Origin of the sequence: Streptomyces sp. NPDC055962, from assembly GCF_042270185.1 — a bacterium.
GTDB lineage: Bacteria > Actinomycetota > Actinomycetes > Streptomycetales > Streptomycetaceae > Streptomyces.
In genome coordinates this window covers 176,899-196,723 of sequence record NZ_JBHJYN010000005.1, presented here as the reverse complement: position 1 = coordinate 196,723, position 19,825 = coordinate 176,899, and the positions used below count along the sequence as shown (strand labels likewise).

Below are 19,825 nucleotides of genomic sequence, written 5' to 3'. Positions count from 1 at the left end.
TTACGTATAACGTCGCTGGTCATACGTACCATGTGGGCAGCCCGGGAGTCCATCCCGCCGCATCCGACCCGGCCAGCACGGAGGCACGAGTGAGCAGCGCGCGGCAGCCCGCCCCACCCCGGCCCACCAGCCGTGACGTGGCACGGGCCGCGGGTGTCTCGCAGGCCACGGTCTCGCTCGTGCTCGGCGGGAAATGGCAGGGCCGCGTGTCGGCCGCCACCGCCGAGCGGGTCCGCGCCGGCGCACGGGACCTCGGCTACCGGCCGAACCTCGCCGCCCGCAGCCTCCGCATGGGCCGCACCCGCACGGCGCTCCTCGTCGTCCCCGCGCTCACCAACGAGTTCTTCGCGCGGGTGTACACGGGCGCCGCCGCCGTCGCCGCGGAGCACGACTTCGGCGTGGTCCTGTATCCGTCCCCCGACGGCACCGGCCCGGCCAGGGACCCGTTCGCCTCGGCCCGCGCGGCGCTCGACGGGGTGATCGCCTCGTCGATGGCCGCGGACGCCCTGGGTGCGCTGCGGGGCGCGGACCTGCCACTGGTGATGCTGGACAGCGACCCCGGGGACGGCGGCGCCGCGGCGCGCGTGAACCTCGACATCGCGGACGGCATGCGCCAGGTGACGGACCATCTGCTCGGGCTGGGCCACCGCCGGATCGTGCACCTCGCGTCCGCCGTGGACACCTGGACCTTCGCGGTGCGCGCCAGGGCGCTGCGGGAGGCCGTGGCGGAAGCCCCCGGCGCGGTCCTGCGCACGGTGACCGCCCCGCTGGACGTACGGTCGGGGCGCGAGGCGGCCGAGGCGGTCCTGGCCTCCCCCGGCCCCCTGCCCACGGCGATCGTCTGCGACGACGACATCCTGGCCGCCGGCGCCTGCAAGGCGGTGCGCAGACGGGGACTGCGGGTGCCCGACGACATCTCGGTGACCGGCTTCGACGACCTGGCGCTCGCCACGGCGGTGGAGCCCGAGCTCACCACCGTGCGCCTGCCGGCCGAGCAGGTGGGCGAGCGGGGCATGACGGCGCTGCTGGACGTCCTGGAGGGCCGCCGGGCGGAGCACCGCGACCTCCCGGTCACCCTCGTGACACGCGGTTCCACCGCTCCCCCGCCCACCGCGTGACGGAGCCGCCCACCGCGTGACGGAGCCGCCCGCCGCGTACGGAGCCGCCGCCCGCCCACCGCATGACGAGCTCTCCGTCCACCGCGTGACGGAGCCCTCCGGCCGCCGCGCGAGGCGGCCGGAGGGCTCCGTCATGAGGACGTCGCGGGGCTACTCCTTCGTGGTCCCGCCCGAGTCCCCGGCAGGACCGTCCGGGTCCTTGCCGGGAGTGTCGGTACCGGCGGCCGGGGTGCTGCCGCCCTCGGGCTCCTCGGTGTCGGACGGGGCGTCCGTCGGGGTGGCCCCGGCGCCGTCCGCGCCCAGCAGCCTCGCCAGCTGCCGGCCGACGATCCGCTTGAACTTGCGCTGCTGCGGCCTCGTGCGGTCCAGGACCGCGACCTCGAGCCGCTCAGCGGGGATCTCCCGCTCGTTCCCGTTGGCCTCACGGGACAGCGCCTGCACGGCCAGCTTCAGCGCCTCCGCGAGGGACATCCCGTCGCGGTGGCGCTGGTCCAGGAAGCTGCTGATCTGCTCGGCGTTCCCGCCGACCGCGACCGAGCCGTGCTCGTCGACGATCGAGCCGTCGTGCGGCAGCCGGTAGATCTGGTCCCCTTCGGGGCCGGCACCGACCTCGGCGACCACCAGCTCCACCTCGTACGGCTTCTCGGCGGCGCTGGAGAAGATGGTGCCGAGCGTCTGCGCGTAGACGTTGGCCAGGCCACGGGCCGTCACGTCGTCGCGGTCGTAGGTGTAGCCCCGCAGATCGGCGTAGCGGACCCCGCCGATCCGGAGGTTCTCGTACTCGTTGTACTTGCCGGCGGCGGCGAAGCCGATCCGGTCGTAGATCTCGCTGAACTTGTGCAGCGCGCGGGACGGGTTCTCGCCGACGAACACGATGCCGTCGGCGAACTGCAGCACAACCAGGCTGCGACCACGGGCGATGCCCTTCCGGGCGTATTCCGCCCGGTCGGCCATGGCCTGCTGGGGTGAGACATAGAACGGCGTCGACACCGGCTATCCGTCCCTTTCTGTCAGTGACGAGTGCATCGGAGAGGCATCGGACCGGTCAGAGCAGCGCGGCACGGGGGCCGTCGGGCTGCTCGAGCCGGCGCTCCAGGATCGCGCGGGCGATCTCCGAGGATTCCGTGTCGTCGAGCTTGCGGAAGCCCTCGTCGGTGATGACGGTGACGATCGGATAGATGCGGCGGGCCACGTCCGGGCCGCCGGTCGCCGAGTCGTCGTCGGCGGCGTCGTACAGTGCCTGCACGACCAGGGTGAGCGTCTGCTCCTCCGTCAGGTCGTTGCGGTACAGCTTCTTCATCGACCCGCGCGCGAAGACGGAGCCGGAGCCGGTGGCCGCGTAGCCGTGCTCCTCGGAACGCCCGCCGGTGACGTCGTACGAGAAGATCCGGCCCTTCTCGCGGTCGACGTCGTACCCCGCGAAGAGCGGGACGACCGCCAGGCCCTGCATGGCCATCGCCAGATTGCTGCGGATCATCGTGGAGAGCCGGTTGGCCTTGCCCTCGAGGGAGAGCGTGGCGCCCTCGACCTTCTCGAAGTGCTCCAGCTCCAGCTGGAACAGCTTGACCATCTCCACGGCCAGACCCGCCGTGCCGGCGATCCCCACCGCCGAGTACTCGTCGGCCGGGAACACCTTCTCGATGTCGCGCTGCGCGATCATGTTGCCCATGGTCGCCCGCCGGTCACCGGCAAGCACCACTCCGCCGGGGAAGGAGGCCGCGACGATCGTGGTGCCGTGCGGCGCCTCGATCGCGCCCTGCAGCGGCGGCAGGCTGCGGTTGCCCGGAAGGATCTCGGGCGAGTGGTCGGACAGGAAGTCCATGAACGACGACGAACCCGGCGTCAGGAAGGCAGCTGGTAGACGCCCGGTGCTACGAGTGTTGGCTTCCACGCGTTTCCCTCCAGGTATGCGATGGCCCTGCGTAAGCAGTCAGGAACATCCCCCAACGTGCCGATGGCCGCATTGCAGTTGAAGCAGTACGCCAGGGACCCTACCCGCACTGTGACGGTGATCAACATGATCCCGGGGCCAGAAGCGCTTGCGCGGGATGCCCCGGTTGCCGGGGCATCCCACAGAAGACGCCGGCCGACTCGGCGAGCGGTCCGGACCCGATCTCCGGGCTGTTACTCGCCGCCCTTTTGGACGAACGAGCGGACGAAGTCCTCGGCATTGGACTCGAGCACGTCGTCGATCTCGTCCAGGACGTCGTCCACGTCGTCGCTGAGCTTCTCCTGCCGCTCCGCGAGGTCCTCGGACGCCTGCGCCTCCTGCGCCTGCTCCTCGGTCTCCTCGGTGGAACGCGTCGCCTTCTGCTGTCCGCCGCCGGTGTCCTTGGTCGCCATATAGCTCACCCCGCTCGGTTCGAAGCACTTGATCAGACCCTACCTACGGGGTCCGACATTGGCCCGGTACTTTCCTCAACGTCCGGAGGTCATCTGATTGATTCCCAGCCGGAGGGCCTTTCAGCCCCCCGTGAGTGTCCGGACCAGCTCTTCCGCGGTGCGGCAGCGGTCCAGTAGCCCTTCGACATGAGCACGTGTACCGCGCAACGGTTCCATCGTGGGCACCCGCTGCAGCGAGTCGCGGTCGGGCAGGTCGAAGATGACCGAATCCCAGGAGGCCGCGGCGACGTCGTCCGCGTACTGCTCCAGGCAGCGGCCCCGGAAATAGGCCCTGGTGTCCTCGGGCGGCTTCGTACGGGCCCGCTCGACGTCGCTCTCGTCGAGCAGCCGCTTGATCTTCCCCCGGGCCGCCAGGCGGTTGTACAGGCCCTTGTCGGCCCGTACGTCGGCGTACTGGAGGTCCACGAGGTGCAGGCGCGGGGCGTCCCAGTCCAGGCCGTCACGGCGCCTGTAGCCCTCCATGAGCTCCCGCTTGGCGATCCAGTCCAGCTCGCCCGAGAGGCTCATGGGATCGTTCTCCAGGCGGTTCAGGGTGTCCTCCCAGCGCGCCAGGACGTCCTTGGTCTGCTCGTCGGCGTCCGCGCCGTACCGCTCCTCGACGTATTTGCGGCCCAGCTCGAAGTACTCCATCTGGAGCTGCACCGCGGTGAGTGTCCGTCCGCTACGGAGCGTGACCAGCTGCTTGAGCGTCGGGTCGTGGGAGACCTGGTGCAGGGTGCGGACCGGCTGGTCGACGGCCAGGTCGACCTTGATGAAGCCGTCCTCGATCATGGCCAGGACCAGCGAGGTGGTGCCGAGCTTCAGGTACGTCGAGATCTCGGAGAGGTTCGCGTCGCCGATGATCACGTGGAGCCTGCGGTACTTCTCGGCGTCGGAGTGCGGTTCGTCGCGGGTGTTGATGATGGGGCGCTTGAGCGTGGTCTCGAGGCCGACCTCGACCTCGAAGTAGTCGGCGCGCTGACTGATCTGGAAGCCGTGCTCGTGGCCGTCCTGGCCGATGCCCACGCGGCCGGCGCCGGTCACGACCTGGCGGGAGACGAAGAACGGGGTCAGATGGCGCACGATGTCCGAGAAGGGGGTCTCCCGCTTCATCAGGTAGTTCTCGTGCGTGCCGTAGGACGCGCCCTTGTTGTCGGTGTTGTTCTTGTAGAGGTGGATCGGCTGGGCGCCGGGGATCGCGGCGGCGCGTTCCGCCGCCTCCGCCATCACCCGCTCTCCCGCCTTGTCCCAGAGCACGGCGTCCAGCGGGTTGGTGATCTCCGGTGAGCTGTATTCGGGGTGCGCGTGGTCGACGTACAGCCGCGCACCGTTCGTGAGGATGACATTGGCCAGGCCGATGTCCTCGTCGGTGAGCTGACTGGAGTCTGCGGTCTCACGGGCGAGGTCGAAGCCTCGCGCGTCGCGCAGCGGATTCTCCTCCTCGAAATCCCAGCGGGCGCGCCGCGCCCGGTGCATCGCCGCCGCGTAGGCGTTGACGATCTGGGACGAGGTGAGCATGGCATTGGCGTTGGGTTGACCGGGAACGGAGATCCCGTACTCCGTCTCGATGCCCATTACTCGCCGTACGGTCATGCGGCCCTCCTTGCCCGGCGGCGCTCCCGTCCGGGAGCGGCGCTCAAGTACCGCTGCTGGTCCACGGTGCCCGTCCCCGCACTGCGCGACTCGGCGGTACGGCAGAGCCTAGAGCGCCTCCGCGCCGGTGGGGAGATCAATTACGTCATTGTTCGGGTGTGGCCGGACCCTGCCGGGAAAACGGCCGGCTGCGGACACCCTGCCGGGCATCCGCAGCCGGTCTGCGATTTACAGGTACTGTCCGGTATTTGCCACCGTGTCGATGGACCGACCGGTGTCCGCGCCCTGCTTTCCGGTGACGAGTGTGCGGATGAAGACGATCCGCTCGCCCTTCTTTCCGGAAATCCTGGCCCAGTCGTCCGGGTTGGTCGTGTTGGGCAGGTCCTCGTTCTCCTTGAACTCGTCCACGCACGCCTGGAGGAGATGGGAGACGCGCAGGCCCTTCTGGCCCTGCTCGAGGAATGCCTTGATGGCCATTTTCTTCGCCCGGTCCACGATGTTCTGAATCATCGCTCCGGAGTTGAAGTCCTTGAAGTACAGGACTTCCTTGTCACCGTTGGCGTAGGTGACCTCGAGGAACCGGTTCTCCTCCGATTCGGTGTACATCCGCTCCACGACGGACTGGATCATCGCGTGGGCGGCGGCTTCCTTCGATCCCGTGTGCTCGGCCAGGTCGTCCGAGTGCAGCGGCAGCGACGGCGTGAGGTACTTCGCGAAGATGTCCTTCGCCGCCTCCGCGTCCGGACGCTCGATCTTGATCTTCACATCGAGACGGCCGGGCCGCAGGATCGCGGGGTCGATCATGTCCTCGCGGTTGGAGGCACCGATGACGATGACGTTCTCCAGGCCTTCCACACCGTCGATCTCGGCGAGCAGCTGGGGGACGATGGTGTTCTCCACGTCCGAGCTGACACCGGAACCACGGGTGCGGAAGAGGGATTCCATCTCGTCGAAGAAGACGATGACGGGGGTACCCTCGCTCGCCTTCTCCCGGGCACGCTGGAAGACGAGACGGATGTGCCGCTCGGTCTCACCGACGTACTTGTTGAGGAGCTCGGGGCCCTTGATGTTGAGGAAGTAGCTCTTCCCCGCGGGCTGTCCGGTGACCTCGGCGACCTTCTTGGCCAGCGAGTTGGCGACGGCCTTGGCGATCAGCGTCTTGCCGCAGCCCGGAGGGCCGTAGAGCAGGATGCCCTTCGGCGGACGCAGTTCGTGCTCCTTGAAGAGGTCCGGGTGGAGGTACGGGAGCTCGACCGCGTCGCGGATCAGTTCGATCTGGTCGCCCAGGCCGCCGATCTTCTCGTAGTCGATGTCCGGGACCTCTTCGAGGACGAGCTCCTCGACCTCGCTCTTGGGGACCACTTCGTAGACGTAGCCGGACCTGGGTTCGAGCAGCAGGGCGTCGCCGGGACGGATGGTGATGTCCAGGAGGGGCTCGGCGAGCCTCACCACCCGTTCCTCGTCGGTGTGCCCGACGACCAGGGCGCGCTCGCCGTCCTCGAGGATCTCCTTGAGGGTGACGATGTCCCCGGCCCGCTCGAATTCCATGGCCTCGACCACGTTGAGCGCCTCGTTGAGCATGACTTCCTGGCCTCGCCGGAGGCCTTCGAGCTCGACGCTGGGGCTGACGTTCACCCGGAGCTTGCGGCCCCCGGTGAAGATGTCGCAGGTGTCGTCCTCGTTGGCCTGCAGGAAGACACCGAAGCCGGCCGGCGGCTGTGCGAGCCGGTCGACCTCCTCCTTGAGGGCCACGATCTGGTCGCGGGCCTCCCGGAGCGTATGGGCGAGCCGCTCGTTCTGTGCGGACACGCCTGCCAGGTTGGTCTGCAACTCGACGATCCGCTCTTCGAGAATCCTCGTATGACGCGGAGAGTCGGCGAGCTTACGTCGCAGGACGGCGATTTCCTGCTCGAGATAGGCAACCTGGCCGGCTGGGTCTTCTGACCCCCGCCCGGGCCGGATGCCGCGGTTGATGTCGTCGTCGTGGGCTGCCACGGTCCTCACCTCCTCCAAGGGGAGCTGGACGCTTCCTGACCCTACCTGGGTGGGTGATGATTGAAACCCCTAGATCACAAAGACCCGGGAGTGTGTCCGATCTTCACCCTTGCGCTCTCCCTCACGCCAAGGGAATACCCACCCTTCGGCACCGGAAAGCAGCCGGTTGTATCGTCGAAGCGTTCAACACCCGTCAGGGCTGGCTTCAATTGGTGCAGATACGCAGGGAACGGCAGGACACATGACCGTGCAGCAGGACCGTCCGGGCGACAGTGACACGCAGGACCTCGAGGTCTGGATCGACCAGGACCTCTGTACGGGCGACGGCATCTGCGTGCAGTACGCACCTGAGGTGTTCGAGCTGGACATCGACGGTCTCGCCTATGTGAAGAGCTCCGACGACGAGCTCCTCCAGGACAAGGGCGCCACCACTCCGGTGCCGCTGCCCCTCCTCCAGGACGTGGTGGACTCGGCCAAGGAGTGCCCGGGCGACTGCATCCATGTACGTCGCGTTTCGGACAACGTGGAAGTCTTCGGGCCGGACGCGGCGTGACGCGCGCCGGAGGCGCCGGCGGGGCTCAGACGCCCTGTGCCGTGCTCCCGGCGGGGCCGGCGGTCCTGATGAACGCGTTGCCCTTCCACTGCCAGGCGGCGTTCTCCAGCTCGTCGGGGCAGCAGCGCGGCACGTCGGCCGAGGAGTAGCCGAGCAGAGTGGCCGAGATCTTCCCGTCCCGTACGGTGAGGCCGGTGACACTGAGCTTCTGAGCGGGGTCCACCAGGGTCGCCACGACCCGCGGTGCGGCCCCGCTCCGCCGTGTCACGACGTAGATGCCGCTGGGCGGGGTGCCGGACCCCGCGGCGCAGCGGACCACGGCCACGGTCTCGGGCCCGCCGTCCCCGTCCAGGTCGCCCTGGGCGCTGTCGGCCACGGTCCGCCCCGCGGCGCCGCAGTCGAGCGGGAAGGTGACTCCGGCCGGATCGGGCGCCGTCGCAGCGGGCGCGCCCTCGTGCCGCTCGGTCACACGGTGCTCGGACGCCGAGGCGGTGGCGGTGGCCGCTTCGGGCTGGAGCAGCCCCGCGGCGGCGACGACCGCGGCCATCGCGGTCGCCGTGGCGAGCCAGTGCACCGGCTTGGCGTCGGTGTGCGCGAGGTCCGGGAGCGCGGAGGTCTGCACGCGGTATGTCTCCTGTGGTTCCTGGAGCCTGGATAGGCGGTGCCGAGCGGACGTCGGCGGGCGGGGGGTGGCCAGCATCGTGCCACACCTCACACCCGAGGGGAACGCCGGGGTCCGCGCGGGCAGCGGAAAGGCGCCGCCGCCGGGCTCCCGGGTCGGTCCGGGAACTCGGCGACGGCGCCTGCTCGTTGCGCGACGTCAGTCGCGGGGGGCGGATCCGCTCCGGCTGCCGGGGCCGTCGTAGTCCTCGCCGTAGGCGCCCTTGGAGGGGCGGCGGCGGCGCGGCGGCGGCGTGACGCCGTCCGCGAGACGGCGGGCGGTGACGAGGAATCCGGTGTGGCCGATCATCCGGTGGTCGGGCCGGACGGCCAGACCCTCGACGTGCCAGTTGCGGATCATCGACTCCCAGGGCTGCGGCTCGGCGAAGCAGCCGATCTCGCGGATGGACTCGACGGTCCGCGAGAGCTGGGTCGTGGTCGCGACGTAGGCGCAGAGGATGCCGCCGGGCACCAGGGCCTTGGACACGGCCTCGAGGCACTCCCACGGGGCGAGCATGTCCAGGACGACACGGTCGACGTCGGTGTCCGAGAGGTTGTCCTGGAGGTCGCCGACGGTGAGCTGCCAGGCGGGGTGCGGGGAGCCGAAGTAGCGCTCGACGTTCTGCTGGGCGATCTCGGCGAAGTCCTCGCGGCGCTCGTAGGAGTGCAGCATGCCCTGCTCGCCGATGGCGCGCAGCAGGAAGGTGCTGAGCGCACCCGAGCCGACGCCGGCTTCGACGACGCGGGCGCCGGGGAAGATGTCACCGAAGGCGAGGATCTGGCCCGCGTCCTTCGGGTAGACCACGGCGGCACCGCGGGGCATGGACAGGACGTAGTCGGGGAGCAGGGGGCGCAGCGCGAGGTAGGCGACGTTTCCCGTGGTACGGACAACACTGCCCTCGGGAGCACCGATCAGCTCGTCGTGCGGGAAAGAACCCTTGTGGGTGTGGAAGTTCTTTCCGGCTTCGAGCGTGAAGGTGTAGTGGCGTCCCTTGGGGTCGGTGAGCTGGACCTGGTCCCCGACTGTGAATGGGCCGCGACGGCGGGCGGCACCGGTCGGTTCGGACATGTGACCAGCCTACCGGTAATTCGGGGGCCGCTTTCCGGGGCGTCAGGCCGACGGACGGGCCATGGCCTTGACGAAGGCGCGCTCGACGTCGGCGGTGGAGAGGACGCCGTAGATCTCGCCGGTGTCCTCGACGACCAGGTACTCCGTCGCGGGGGTCGCCTTCAGCCGGTCCAGGAGCGCCTCGCCCGCGAGCTCGGCGGGGACCTTCATGCCCTCGGTGAGGTCCTGGGCGAGGCCGCTGACGGCCACCCAGGGCCTGCGGTGCTCCGGGACGCCGACGATGGCCGCCTCCCGCACGACGCCCTTGGGGCTGCCGTGCCCGTCGACGACGACCAGCGCGCGGGCGCCCGCCTCGTTGGCGCGGCGCAGGGCCTCGGAGAGCGGGGTGGCGGACTCGACGGGGACGGCGCGCCGGGTGAGGGTGCGGGCCCGCAGGTCGGGGAGGTGCTCGCGGAGGCGGGCCATCCGCAGGCTGTTGCCCGCGCCGGTCCAGATGATCCCGGCGAGGATCGCGGCGAGCAGGGCGTCGGTGACAGTCTCCACACCGCTGATCTCGCTGGTGGAGTTGCCGAGGGCGCCGGTGTGGGTGAGGAGGGGGAGCCCGATGAGGACGGTGACGGCCAGTCCGCGGCCGACCCACGCGGCGGCGACGGTGCCGCTCATGGGCTTGCCCGTGATCTTCCAGACGACGGCCCGGAGCATGCGTCCGCCGTCCAGCGGCAGGCCGGGCAGGAGGTTGAAGGCCGCGACGATGAGGTTGGAGACCATCAGTCCGGCGAGGAGCACACCGGGGACGGTGCCGGCCTCGACGAACTGGAGCGGGATGTAGAAGAGGCCGCCGAGCACGAGGGAGAGCAGCGGCCCGACGAAGGCGAGGACGAACTCGCGGCCGGGGGTCTCCGACTCCTTCTCGATCTCGGAGACGCCGCCGAAGAACTGGAGCTGGATGCGGCGCACCGGCAGCTTGTAGCGCAGGGCGGCGACGGTGTGGGCCAGCTCGTGGACCAGTACGGAGGCGTAGAAGGCGATCGCGAAGAAGAGAGCGACCAGGTAACGGGCGCCGCCGAGCTCAGGCAGGACGCGGTCGAGCTGGCCGCCGAAGACCCAGGTGATCAGAGCCGCGACGACGAACCAGCTGGGTGCCACATACACCGGTACGCCGAAGGGGCGGCCCATGAGGAGGCCGCCGCCGGGCTCTGCCGGACGTCGTGGTTCGCCCTTCTTCGGTCCGGTGCCGGGGTCGGTGCCCCCTGCGCCGGGCTGCGGGCGCCCGCTGTCGCCGCTCTCGTCCACGGGGTCCCTCCGGTCGGTGGCCTCTGCCACGATCATGCTGTGCGCGAGCTCTGTCGTCGATGGTATGCCGCTGGGTGTCGGTGGCGGGCCGTAGGGTCTTCGGCATGACGTCCGTACCGCGCCCGCCTCAGCCACCTTCGTCCCTGTCGCCCTCGCGCGCGAACGATTTCATGCAGTGCCCTCTGTTGTACCGCTTCCGGGTCATCGACAAGCTGCCCGAGAAGCCCAGTGAGGCGGCTACCCGGGGCACGCTGGTGCATGCGGTGCTGGAGCGGCTGTTCGACGCCCCCGCGGCGGACCGTACGGCGCCCAGGGCGAAGGCCCTCGTCCCCGGCCAGTGGGACCGGCTGCTCGCGTCGAAGCCCGAGCTGACGGAGCTGTTCGACGGGGATCTCGAGGGGGAGCGGCTCGCGGGGTGGCTGGGCGAGGCCGAGCGGCTGGTGGAGCGGTGGTTCTCGCTGGAGGACCCGACCCGTCTGGAGCCGGCCGAGCGGGAGCTGTTCGTCGAGACGGAGCTGGATTCGGGGCTCCGGCTGCGCGGGGTGATCGACCGTGTCGACGTCGCGCCGACGGGCGACGTCCGCATCGTCGACTACAAGACGGGCAAGGCGCCGCGTCCGGAGTACGCCGAGGGCGCACTCTTCCAGATGAAGTTCTACGCCCTGGTGGTGTGGCGCCTGAAGAACGTGGTGCCGCGCCGGCTCCAGCTGGTCTACCTCGGCAGCGGGGACGTACTGACGTACGACCCCGTCCCCGCCGACCTCGAGCGGGTGGAGCGCAAGCTGCTCGCGCTCTGGGAGGCGATCCGGCTCGCCACCGAGACGGGCGAGTGGCGGCCCCGGCCGACGAAACTGTGCGGCTGGTGCGACCACCGGGCGGTCTGTCCGGAGTTCGGCGGGACTCCCCCGGTCTATCCGCTGTCCGTGCGCCCGGCCGAACCGGTGGAGGCTGTGCAGGGCAGAATGGAGCCGGCCCGGTCCGAGGCCGGCCTACCGGTGGCCCTCGAAGGCCCTTGAAGGAGATCACGTGGCTATCCGCGTCCTGCTCGTCGACGATCAGCCGCTGCTGCGCACCGGCTTCCGGATGATCCTGGAGGCGGAAGGCGATCTCGCGGTGGTCGGTGAGGCCGGTGACGGCCTGCAGGCCATCGACCAGGTCCGGGCGCTGCAGCCCGATGTCGTGCTCATGGACATCCGGATGCCCCGGATGGACGGGGTGGAGGCGACCCGCCAGATCACGGGCCCCGGCCGGGACGGACCGGCGAAGGTCCTGGTCCTGACGACGTTCGACCTCGACGAGTACGTGGTGGAGGCGCTGCGTGCCGGCGCCAGCGGCTTCCTCCTGAAGGACGCGCCGGCCGACGAGCTGGTGCAGGCCATCCGGGTGGTGGCCGCGGGCGAGGCGATGCTGGCGCCGAGCATCACGCGCCGGCTGCTCGACAAGTACGCCGACCACCTGCCGTCGGGCGAGGAGCCCGTCCCGGACGCCCTGCACACCCTCACCGAGCGTGAGGTCGAAGTGCTGAAGCTGGTGGCGCGCGGCCTGTCCAACGCGGAGATCGCGGCCGATCTCTTCGTGAGCGAGACGACGGTGAAGACGCATGTGGGCCACGTGCTGACGAAGCTGGGTCTGCGCGACCGCGTGCAGGCGGCCGTCTACGCGTACGAGAGCGGGCTGGTGCGCCCCGGCGCCCAGTAGCGGAGGCGGGGAACGGCGGACGGGACCGGCGCGGTCCGGGGCCGACTGCCCCGGACCGCGCCGGTCCCGTTCGCGGGTGCCGGGTCAGGACTCGCCGCGGCCCAGCTCCCAGAGCTGGAGGTCGGCCGAGGAGTTGACGGCGTACTCGACTCCGGTCAGTCCGTCGAGCGAGGCGACGTACTGCTTGCCCTGCCAGACGGGGAGGACCGGGACGTCGTTGGCAACGATGTCCTGGAGCCGCTCGAAGGCCGGGCTCGCGGCGCTGCGGTCGGCCTCACGGCGGGACTGCGGGATGAGGGAGTTCTGCGCGACGGCCGACTCGTACGGCGAGTTGAGGAAGTTGTTCTTGTCCAGGAACGGCGCGGTGTAGTTGTCCGCGTCGGGGAAGTCCGGGAACCAGCCCATGCCGTAGACCGCGTAGTCACCCTTCTTCTGAGCGGGGCGGTACTCGGACCACGGGGTGCCCTCGACGTCGACGTCGAACAGCTTCGAGTCGTTGAGCTGCTTCGCCAGCGTCTCGAACTCGGCCTTGGTGGCGGGGCCGTAGTGGTCGGTCGTGTAGTGCAGGGTGAACTTCACCGGGGTGTCGATGCCGGCCTTGTCCAGGGTCGCCGCGGCTCCGGCGACGCTGGGCTCGCCGTACTTGTTGAAGAACGAGTTGGTGTGGCTGGTGATGCCCGAGGGGATCAGCGAGTAGAGCGGCTCGGCCGTGCTGCCGTACACCTTGCTCGCGATGGGTCCGCGGTCGATGACCTGTGCGATCGCCTGGCGTACGGCCTTGTCCTCGACCACGGGGTCCTCGGTGTTGAACGCGAGGTAGCTGATGGCGAGGCCGGGCATCTCGGTGAGCTTGACGCCCTCCTCGGGCTCCGCGAGCATCGTCTGGGCCTGCTCGGGCGACATGGTGCGCGTCATCATGTCGATCTTCTTGTCGTCGAGCGCCTTGCCCATCGCCGCCGCGTCGGGGAAGAGGTCCAGCTCGACCTTCTCGTTGTTGATCTTCAGGTCGCCCTTGTACTTCGGGTTCCTGGTGAAGACCACCTTGACGACCTGGTCACCCTCGACCTCGGGCTTCATCGTGTAGGGCCCCGAACCGTCGACCTGGAAGCCCTCGCGGGGGGTCTTCGCCGGGTACTTGTCCTTCTGGACGATGCCGGCGGACGGCGTGGCGAGCTTGTACGGGAAGGTCGCGTCCGGGGTGCTCAGGTGGAAGACGACCTGATCCTCGCCCTTGGTCTCGATCGTGTCGATGTTGGCGAGCAGGCCGACGGGGCCGCTCTCGTCCTTGATGTCGATGACCCGCTGGATGGAGTACTTCACGTCCTCCGGGGTGACCGGGGTGCCGTCCGCGAAGGTGAGCCCGTCACGCAGCGTGCAGCGGTAGCTCTCGTTCTCCGTGTCGGTGAAGGCGCAGCTCCTGGCGGCCTCGGGCACCGGCTCGCCACCGCCGCGCGGTATGTGCGTCAGGGTCTGCACCGTCTGGCGCAGCACGTTCCACACGCCCGCCTCGTAGCCGATGGCCGGGTCGAGCGGCGCCGGGTTGTCCTTCGAGGCGATGAACTGGTCCGTCGTCCCGACCGCGATGGCATCGCCCCCGTCGTCCGACCCGCCACAGGCGGCGAGCACGGGCGCGAGCAGGCCCACTACGGCCGGCAGCACCAGCGTCTTGCGGTTCATCTGGACGTTCTCCCTCGGTCCGGCATGTGAGAAAACCGAGGTTAGTAGGCGCCGCGGGAGGGCTTGACCGGCGCCTTTCAGCCCCGTATCCACTCGGTGATCAGCGATGACGGGTTGTCCATGTACCCCTCAGGAATGTTTCGTGCACCAATCCATGAACCCGGACGTATGGGTCCGCGGAACGGGCAGCCGGACGGGCCCCGGGGCCGCCCGGACGTCACGTCGAGTGACGAACGTCACGGCACGGGACCGACGCCCGCATTGACATGGACCTGATCCGGCCAGGGAGGGGAGACGCGGAACGGGCGGAGTGCGGAGTGGAGTTCCCGGTATCCGGTGGCGCAACCCCCTCAGCGGCGGACCGCTCCGGACGTGGGGGCGGTCACTCGTCCGAGACCAGGCCGCGCAGGAACGCCAGGTCCACCTGTTCCAGCGAGGGCACGACCACTCTGCCCGGCGCGGGGGCGATCGGCGCCACGGACGGCACGGCGACGACACGGCACCCGGCGGCCTCCGCGGCGGCCACCCCCGTCGCGGTGTCCTCGATGACCGCGCAGCGCCGGGGGTCGGCCCCGAAGCCGGCCGCGGCCGCGAGGTAGGGCTCGGGGTGGGGCTTGGTCCGCGTCACCTCGTCCCCGGCCACGGTGAGCGCGAAGTGGTGGTGCCCCACCGAGTCCAGGACGCGGTCGATGATGCGCCGGTGCGAGGCGGAGACGAGGGCGGTGGGCACCTCGTGCGCGGCGAGTTCGGCAAGCAGCCGTGCCGCGCCCGGCATCAGCGGGACACCGCGCCCGATGCGCTTCTCGAAGCGGTCGTTGAGCAGCACCGTGAGCTCCTCGATGGCGATGCCGGCGCCCGTGACCTCGATGAGGTAGCCGGCGCTCCGGGTCATCGGGCCGCCGACGACCACGTCGCGCCATGCCTCGTCGAGCCGGTGACCGAGGTCGGCGAAGACCTCGACCTCCACGTCCCACCAGAATCCTTCGGTGTCGACCAGTGTGCCGTCCATGTCGAGAAGGACCGCTTGCAGCGCCGACCCTTCGGCCGTGCGGGTCAGGGACGCGGGGACCGTACTGGTCATCCGGCACACCTCCATGAGGGACGAGAAGGCCGGCCGCCTTCCCGGTGGGAACGGCGACCGGCCTGCACTGGACCGACCAGTCTACGACTCGTGCGCTCATGGCGCGCGGACTGGTGCATGACCGCGCGTCGAACGGATGCCTACCGTGCGTTGAAGTACTTCGCTTCGGGGTGGTGGATGACGATCGCGTCCGTGGACTGCTCGGGGTGCAGCTGGAACTCCTCGGAGAGCTTCACCCCGATCCGCTCGGGCTCCAGCAGCTCGGCGATCTTCGCCCGGTCCTCCAGGTCGGGGCAGGCCCCGTAGCCGAGGGAGAAGCGGGCCCCGCGGTACTTCAGCGCGAACATGTCCTCGACGTCGGAGGGGTCCTCGCCGGCGAAACCGAGCTCGCTGCGCACCCGGGCGTGCCAGTACTCGGCGAGCGCCTCCGCCAGCTGCACGGACAGTCCGTGCAGCTCCAGGTAGTCCCGGTAGGAGTTCGACTCGAAGAGCTCGGCGGTCGCCCCGCCGATCTTCGAACCGACCGTGACGACCTGGAGTCCGATCACGTCCGTCTCCCCCGACTCCTCCGGCCGGAAGAAGTCCGCGAGGCAGAGACGGCGCCCGCGCCGCTGACGCGGGAACGTGAAGCGGGTGCGCTCCGATCCGTCCTCGTGGAGCAGGATCAGGTCGTCGCCCTTGGAGACGCAGGGGAAGTAGCCGTAGACCACGGCGGCCTCCAGCAGGTTCTCCGTGTGGAGCTTGTCGAGCCAGCCACGCAGATGCGGGCGGCCCTCCTGCTCCACGAGCTCCTCGTACGTCGGCCCGTCGCCGGCGCGGGCCTGCTTGAGACCCCACTGGCCCTTGAAGAGGGCACCCTCGTCCAGCCAGGAGGCGTACTCCTTGAGCTGGATGCCCTTGACGACCCGGGTGCCCCAGAACGGGGGCTCGGGTACCGGGTTGGTGACCGAGACGTCCGACCGCACACCCTCCTCGGGCTCCTCCGCCTCCGGAACGGCGACGTCCCGCTTGGGCACCCGGCGCTGCTTCAGCTCGGGGAGGACGACGCCGGGGACCCCGCGCTTGACCCCGATGAGCGCATCCATCAGGCGCAGCCCCTCGAAGGCGTCGCGGGCGTAGCGGACCTCACCCTCGTAGATCTCGTGGAGGTCCTGCTCGACGTAGGCCCGGGTGAGCGCCGCACCGCCGAGGATGACCGGGTACTCGGCGGCCAGCTTGCGCTGGTTGAGCTCCTGGAGGTTCTCCTTCATGATCACGGTCGACTTGACCAGGAGACCGGACATGCCGATGACGTCGGCCTTGTGCTCGTCGGCGGCTTCCAGGATCGCGGAGACGGGCTGCTTGATGCCGATGTTGACGACGTTGTAGCCGTTGTTGGACAGGATGATGTCGACGAGGTTCTTGCCGATGTCGTGGACGTCGCCACGGACGGTGGCAAGGACGATGGTGCCCTTCCCCTCGGCGTCCGTCTTCTCCATGTGCGGCTCCAGGTGAGCCACCGCGGACTTCATGACCTCGGCGGACTGGAGCACGAACGGCAGCTGCATCTGGCCGGAGCCGAAGAGCTCGCCGACGACCTTCATGCCCTCCAGCAGGGTGTCGTTGACGATGTCGAGTGCGGGACGGGTCTGCAGGGCCTCGTCGAGGTCGGCCTCCAGCCCCTTCTTCTCGCCGTCGATGATCCGGCGCTGCAGGCGCTCGTCGAGCGGCAGCGCGAGGAGTTCCTCGGCCTTGCCCTCCTTCATCGACTTCATGTTGACGCCCTCGAACAGCTCCATGAGCCGCTGGAGGGGGTCGTAGCCGTCGGCCCGGCGGTCGTGGATCAGGTCGTGGGCGACCTTGACCTGCTCCTCGTCCAGGCGGGCGATCGGAAGGATCTTCGAGGCGTGCACGATCGCGGAGTCCAGACCGGCCTTAACGCACTCGTCGAGGAAGACGGAGTTGAGTACCACGCGGGCAGCCGGGTTGAGGCCGAAGGAGATGTTCGAGAGGCCCAGCGTCGTCTGGACGTCCGGGTGGCGATTCTTCAGCTCGCGAATGGCCTCGATGGTGGCGATGCCGTCCTTGCGGGACTCCTCCTGACCCGTACAGATGGTGAAGGTGAGGCAGTCGATGAGGATGTCCGACTCGCTGATCCCCCAGTTGCCGGTGAGGTCCTCGATGAGCCGCTCCGCGATGGCGACCTTGTGCTCGGCGGTACGGGCCTGGCCCTCCTCGTCGATGGTCAGGGCGATCAGTGCGGCACCGTGCTCGGCGGCCAGCTGCGTCACCTTCACGAAGCGCGACTCGGGTCCGTCGCCGTCCTCGTAGTTCACCGAGTTCAGGACCGCGCGCCCGCCGAGCATCTCCAGACCGGCTCGCAGCACGGGCAGCTCGGTGGAGTCCAGCACGATCGGCAGGGTGGAGGCCGTGGCGAACCGTCCGGCCAGCTCCTTCATGTCGGCGACACCGTCGCGGCCGACGTAGTCGACGCAGAGGTCGAGCAGGTGCGCGCCTTCGCGGATCTGGTCGCGGGCCATTTCCACGCAGTCGTCCCAGCGGGCCTCCAGCATGGCCTCGCGGAACTTCTTGGACCCGTTGGCGTTCGTCCGCTCGCCGATGGCGAGGTACGAGGCGTCCTGGCGGAAGGGCACGGTCTGGTAGAGCGAGGCGGCGCCGGGCTCGGGGCGCGGGTCGCGGACCGCGGGAGTCAGCGCGCGGGCCCGCTCGACGACCTGGCGCAGGTGCTCGGGAGTCGTCCCGCAGCAGCCGCCGATCAAGGAGAGACCGTAGTCGGTGACGAAGGTCTCCTGGGCGTCCGCCAGACCCTCCGGGCCGAGCGGGAAGTGTGCGCCGTCCTTGGTCAGCACGGGCAGGCCCGCGTTCGGCATGCACATCAGCGGTGTGCGCGAGTGCTGGGCCAGATAGCGCAGGTGCTCGCTCATCTCGTCCGGGCCCGTCGAGCAGTTCAGCCCGATCAGGTCGATGCCCAGCGGTTCCAGGGCGGTCAGCGCGGCGCCGATCTCGGATCCGAGCAGCATGACGCCGGTCGTCTCGAAGGCGAGCGAGCAGATCAGCGGCACGTCGACGCCCAGGGCCTCCATGGCCCGGCGCGCGCCGATGAGGCTGGACTTGGTCTGCAGCAGGTCCTGCGTGGTCTCCACGATCAGGGCGTCCGCGCCGCCGGCGAGCAGCCCCTCCGCGTTCTGCTGGTAGCCGTCCCGCAGCACGTCGTACGCGACGTGCCCGAGCGAGGGCAGTTTGGTGCCGGGACCGATGGAGCCGAGGACCCAGCGCTGGCGGCCGTCCTTCGCGGTGAACTCGTCGGCGACCTCACGAGCGATGCGGGCACCGGACTCGGACAGTTCGACGATCCGGTCAGCGATCTCGTACTCGTTGGCCGCCGAGTGGTTCGCGCCGAACGTGTTGGTCTCGACACAGTCCACACCGACCGCGAAGTACTCCTCGTGCACCGACCGGACGATGTCGGGACGGGTGACGTTCAGGATCTCGTTGCAGCCTTCGAGGTTCTCGAAGTCCTCGAGGGTGGGGTCCTGGGCCTGGAGCATGGTGCCCATCGCGCCGTCGGCCACCACCACCCGGGTGGCGAGCGCCTCACGGAGCGCTGCGGCTCGGTTCCGGCTGTCAGCTGAGGGGGTCGGCGACGAGGCCATGGATGTTCTCCCTGGGATGCGACGGCTGTCGGCTTTGCGCCCTTCTGCGGAGAGGGGCACGCGGCCAGCGTAGCCGGGAGGCGCCCGGGCCGGTCATCGCGTCCCACGGGGCGGACTGCATGCTGTGCGGGGAACAGGCCCCGCTCGCGCGGTGACGCATAATGTGCGCGCCACCGGACAGAGGTCGGCATCGACCGATAGTGTTCAGCATTGTCGAACCGAGGTGGAGGAGTACGGCGCGATGGCGAAGAACATCCAGTCGCTCGAGCGGGCAGCCGCGATGCTGCGTCTCCTGGCCGGCGGCGAGCGCCGGCTCGGACTGTCCGACATCTCGTCGTCGCTGGGTCTGGCCAAAGGTACCGCGCACGGCATTCTGCGCACCCTCCAGCACGAGGGCTTCGTCGAGCAGGACACCGCGTCCGGCCGCTACCAGCTCGGCGCCGAGCTGCTGCGCCTGGGCAACAGCTATCTCGACGTGCACGAACTGCGGGCCCGGGCACTGGTGTGGACGGACGACCTGGCCCGCTCCAGCGGCGAGAGCGTCCACCTGGGCGTGCTCCACCAGCACGGCGTCCTGATCGTCCACCACGTCTTCCGCCCCGACGACAGCCGCCAGGTGCTCGAGGTCGGCGCCATGCAGCCGCTGCACTCCACGGCCCTCGGCAAGGTTCTCGCCGCCTACGACCCCGTCGCCCACAGCGAGGCCACCGAGGTGGAGCGACGCTCCTTCACCCCGCGCACCGTGACGGACGAGGAGGAGTTCGAGTCGCTGCTCGACCTGATCCGGGCGCAGGGCTGGGCCGCCGACGTCGAGGAGACCTGGGAGGGCGTGGCGGCGGTCGCCGCCCCCGTCCACGACCGGCGCAGGATGCCGGTCGGCGCCGTGGCCGTGACGGGCGCCGTGGAGCGCGTCTGCGCCGGCGGCGAGCTGCGGCCGGAGCTCGTCGCCGCCGTACGGGACTGCGCCCGTGCCGTCTCCCGGGATCTGGGCGCCGGGCGCTTCTGAGCCTGCTCCCGCGACGTCGTAACGATCGAGTCGCGTGTCACACACCT

16 protein-coding genes and 1 pseudogene are annotated in these 19,825 nt (G+C 69.8%); 5 read left to right on the top strand and 12 right to left on the bottom strand.

Annotated features, from left to right (window positions below; translation table 11 throughout):
• Positions 1–89: 89 nt before the first annotated feature.
• A complete protein-coding gene (locus ACFC51_RS17015) occupies positions 90–1,118 on the top strand; it encodes a LacI family DNA-binding transcriptional regulator (protein ID WP_376369638.1) in 1,029 nt (342 codons plus the stop codon).
• Between the two features lie 150 nt (positions 1,119–1,268).
• Here ACFC51_RS17015 and prcA read toward each other — a convergent pair whose 3' ends face one another.
• The 6 genes and pseudogenes from prcA to arc form a co-directional block, all read right to left on the bottom strand.
• The gene (gene prcA, locus ACFC51_RS17010) at positions 1,269–2,108 is read right to left on the bottom strand and encodes a proteasome subunit alpha (RefSeq protein WP_376369640.1); all 840 of its coding nucleotides are present in this window, start codon (positions 2,106–2,108) and stop codon (positions 1,269–1,271) included.
• Positions 2,109–2,163: 55 nt separating this feature from the next.
• Positions 2,164–3,009 (bottom strand): proteasome subunit beta, encoded by an 846-nt coding sequence (gene prcB, locus ACFC51_RS17005; protein WP_376529395.1) that lies wholly within the window; start codon positions 3,007–3,009, stop codon positions 2,164–2,166.
• Positions 2,961–3,147 (bottom strand): annotated as a pseudogene (locus ACFC51_RS17000) (endonuclease domain-containing protein); the annotation flags it as partial. The pseudogene ACFC51_RS17000 and the gene prcB, both read right to left, overlap by 49 nt.
• A gap of 95 nt (positions 3,148–3,242) precedes the next feature.
• Positions 3,243–3,461, bottom strand: coding sequence for a ubiquitin-like protein Pup (locus ACFC51_RS16995; RefSeq protein WP_073751996.1), 219 nt, complete (start codon positions 3,459–3,461; stop codon positions 3,243–3,245).
• Positions 3,462–3,581: 120 nt separating this feature from the next.
• Complete coding sequence (gene dop, locus ACFC51_RS16990; RefSeq protein WP_329226992.1) at positions 3,582–5,093, bottom strand: depupylase/deamidase Dop; 1,512 nt, start codon at positions 5,091–5,093, stop codon at positions 3,582–3,584.
• A 228-nt stretch (positions 5,094–5,321) separates the two neighbouring features.
• Positions 5,322–7,088 carry a proteasome ATPase gene (gene arc / locus ACFC51_RS16985; protein WP_376369643.1) on the bottom strand — a complete coding sequence of 589 codons (1,767 nt, stop codon included), beginning with the start codon at positions 7,086–7,088 and terminating at the stop codon, positions 5,322–5,324.
• A gap of 241 nt (positions 7,089–7,329) precedes the next feature.
• Here arc and ACFC51_RS16980 point away from each other — a divergent pair, with 241 nt between their 5' ends.
• The gene (locus ACFC51_RS16980; protein ID WP_376369645.1) at positions 7,330–7,641 is read left to right on the top strand and encodes a ferredoxin; all 312 of its coding nucleotides are present in this window, start codon (positions 7,330–7,332) and stop codon (positions 7,639–7,641) included.
• Between the two features lie 25 nt (positions 7,642–7,666).
• On the opposite strand, the gene ACFC51_RS16975 is transcribed toward ACFC51_RS16980, so the two are convergent.
• The 3 genes from ACFC51_RS16975 to ACFC51_RS16965 form a co-directional block, all read right to left on the bottom strand.
• Positions 7,667–8,263, bottom strand: a complete 597-nt coding sequence (locus ACFC51_RS16975; RefSeq protein ID WP_376529392.1) for a hypothetical protein — start codon at positions 8,261–8,263, stop codon at positions 7,667–7,669.
• 198 nt (positions 8,264–8,461) lie between these two features.
• A complete protein-coding gene (locus ACFC51_RS16970) occupies positions 8,462–9,370 on the bottom strand; it encodes a tRNA (adenine-N1)-methyltransferase (RefSeq protein ID WP_376369648.1) in 909 nt (302 codons plus the stop codon).
• A gap of 42 nt (positions 9,371–9,412) precedes the next feature.
• A complete protein-coding gene (locus tag ACFC51_RS16965; RefSeq protein WP_376529659.1) occupies positions 9,413–10,663 on the bottom strand; it encodes a site-2 protease family protein in 1,251 nt (416 codons plus the stop codon).
• A 170-nt stretch (positions 10,664–10,833) separates the two neighbouring features.
• Here ACFC51_RS16965 and ACFC51_RS16960 point away from each other — a divergent pair, with 170 nt between their 5' ends.
• The gene (locus tag ACFC51_RS16960; RefSeq protein ID WP_376369742.1) at positions 10,834–11,679 is read left to right on the top strand and encodes a RecB family exonuclease; all 846 of its coding nucleotides are present in this window, start codon (positions 10,834–10,836) and stop codon (positions 11,677–11,679) included.
• 10 nt (positions 11,680–11,689) lie between these two features.
• Positions 11,690–12,361, top strand: coding sequence for a response regulator (locus ACFC51_RS16955; protein WP_376369650.1), 672 nt, complete (start codon positions 11,690–11,692; stop codon positions 12,359–12,361).
• An 84-nt stretch (positions 12,362–12,445) separates the two neighbouring features.
• On the opposite strand, the gene ACFC51_RS16950 is transcribed toward ACFC51_RS16955, so the two are convergent.
• The 3 genes from ACFC51_RS16950 to metH all read right to left on the bottom strand — a co-directional run bounded on the left by ACFC51_RS16950 (position 12,446) and on the right by metH (position 18,772).
• Positions 12,446–14,038 (bottom strand): ABC transporter substrate-binding protein, encoded by a 1,593-nt coding sequence (locus ACFC51_RS16950; protein ID WP_376369651.1) that lies wholly within the window; start codon positions 14,036–14,038, stop codon positions 12,446–12,448.
• Positions 14,039–14,420: 382 nt separating this feature from the next.
• A complete protein-coding gene (locus tag ACFC51_RS16945; RefSeq protein WP_376369653.1) occupies positions 14,421–15,119 on the bottom strand; it encodes an HAD family hydrolase in 699 nt (232 codons plus the stop codon).
• Positions 15,120–15,259: 140 nt separating this feature from the next.
• Positions 15,260–18,772 (bottom strand): methionine synthase, encoded by a 3,513-nt coding sequence (metH, locus tag ACFC51_RS16940; RefSeq protein WP_376529390.1) that lies wholly within the window; start codon positions 18,770–18,772, stop codon positions 15,260–15,262.
• Between the two features lie 241 nt (positions 18,773–19,013).
• Here metH and ACFC51_RS16935 point away from each other — a divergent pair, with 241 nt between their 5' ends.
• The gene (locus ACFC51_RS16935; protein WP_376369657.1) at positions 19,014–19,778 is read left to right on the top strand and encodes an IclR family transcriptional regulator; all 765 of its coding nucleotides are present in this window, start codon (positions 19,014–19,016) and stop codon (positions 19,776–19,778) included.
• Positions 19,779–19,825: the final 47 nt, after the last annotated feature.

Bases quoted from the DNA above. Each gene is read 5' to 3' on its own strand.
- ACFC51_RS16995 (WP_073751996.1), bottom strand. From the start codon at position 3,461: ATGGCGACCAAGGACACCGGCGGCGGACAGCAGAAGGCGACGCGTTCC.
- dop (WP_329226992.1), bottom strand. From the start codon at position 5,093: ATGACCGTACGGCGAGTAATGGGCATCGAGACGGAGTACGGGATCTCC.
- ACFC51_RS16980 (WP_376369645.1), top strand. From the start codon at position 7,330: ATGACCGTGCAGCAGGACCGTCCGGGCGACAGTGACACGCAGGACCTC.
- ACFC51_RS16970 (WP_376369648.1), bottom strand. From the start codon at position 9,370: ATGTCCGAACCGACCGGTGCCGCCCGCCGTCGCGGCCCATTCACAGTC.
- ACFC51_RS16960 (WP_376369742.1), top strand. From the start codon at position 10,834: ATGCAGTGCCCTCTGTTGTACCGCTTCCGGGTCATCGACAAGCTGCCC.
- ACFC51_RS16950 (WP_376369651.1), bottom strand. From the start codon at position 14,038: ATGAACCGCAAGACGCTGGTGCTGCCGGCCGTAGTGGGCCTGCTCGCG.
- ACFC51_RS16945 (WP_376369653.1), bottom strand. From the start codon at position 15,119: ATGACCAGTACGGTCCCCGCGTCCCTGACCCGCACGGCCGAAGGGTCG.
- metH (WP_376529390.1), bottom strand. From the start codon at position 18,772: ATGGCCTCGTCGCCGACCCCCTCAGCTGACAGCCGGAACCGAGCCGCA.
- ACFC51_RS16935 (WP_376369657.1), top strand. From the start codon at position 19,014: ATGGCGAAGAACATCCAGTCGCTCGAGCGGGCAGCCGCGATGCTGCGT.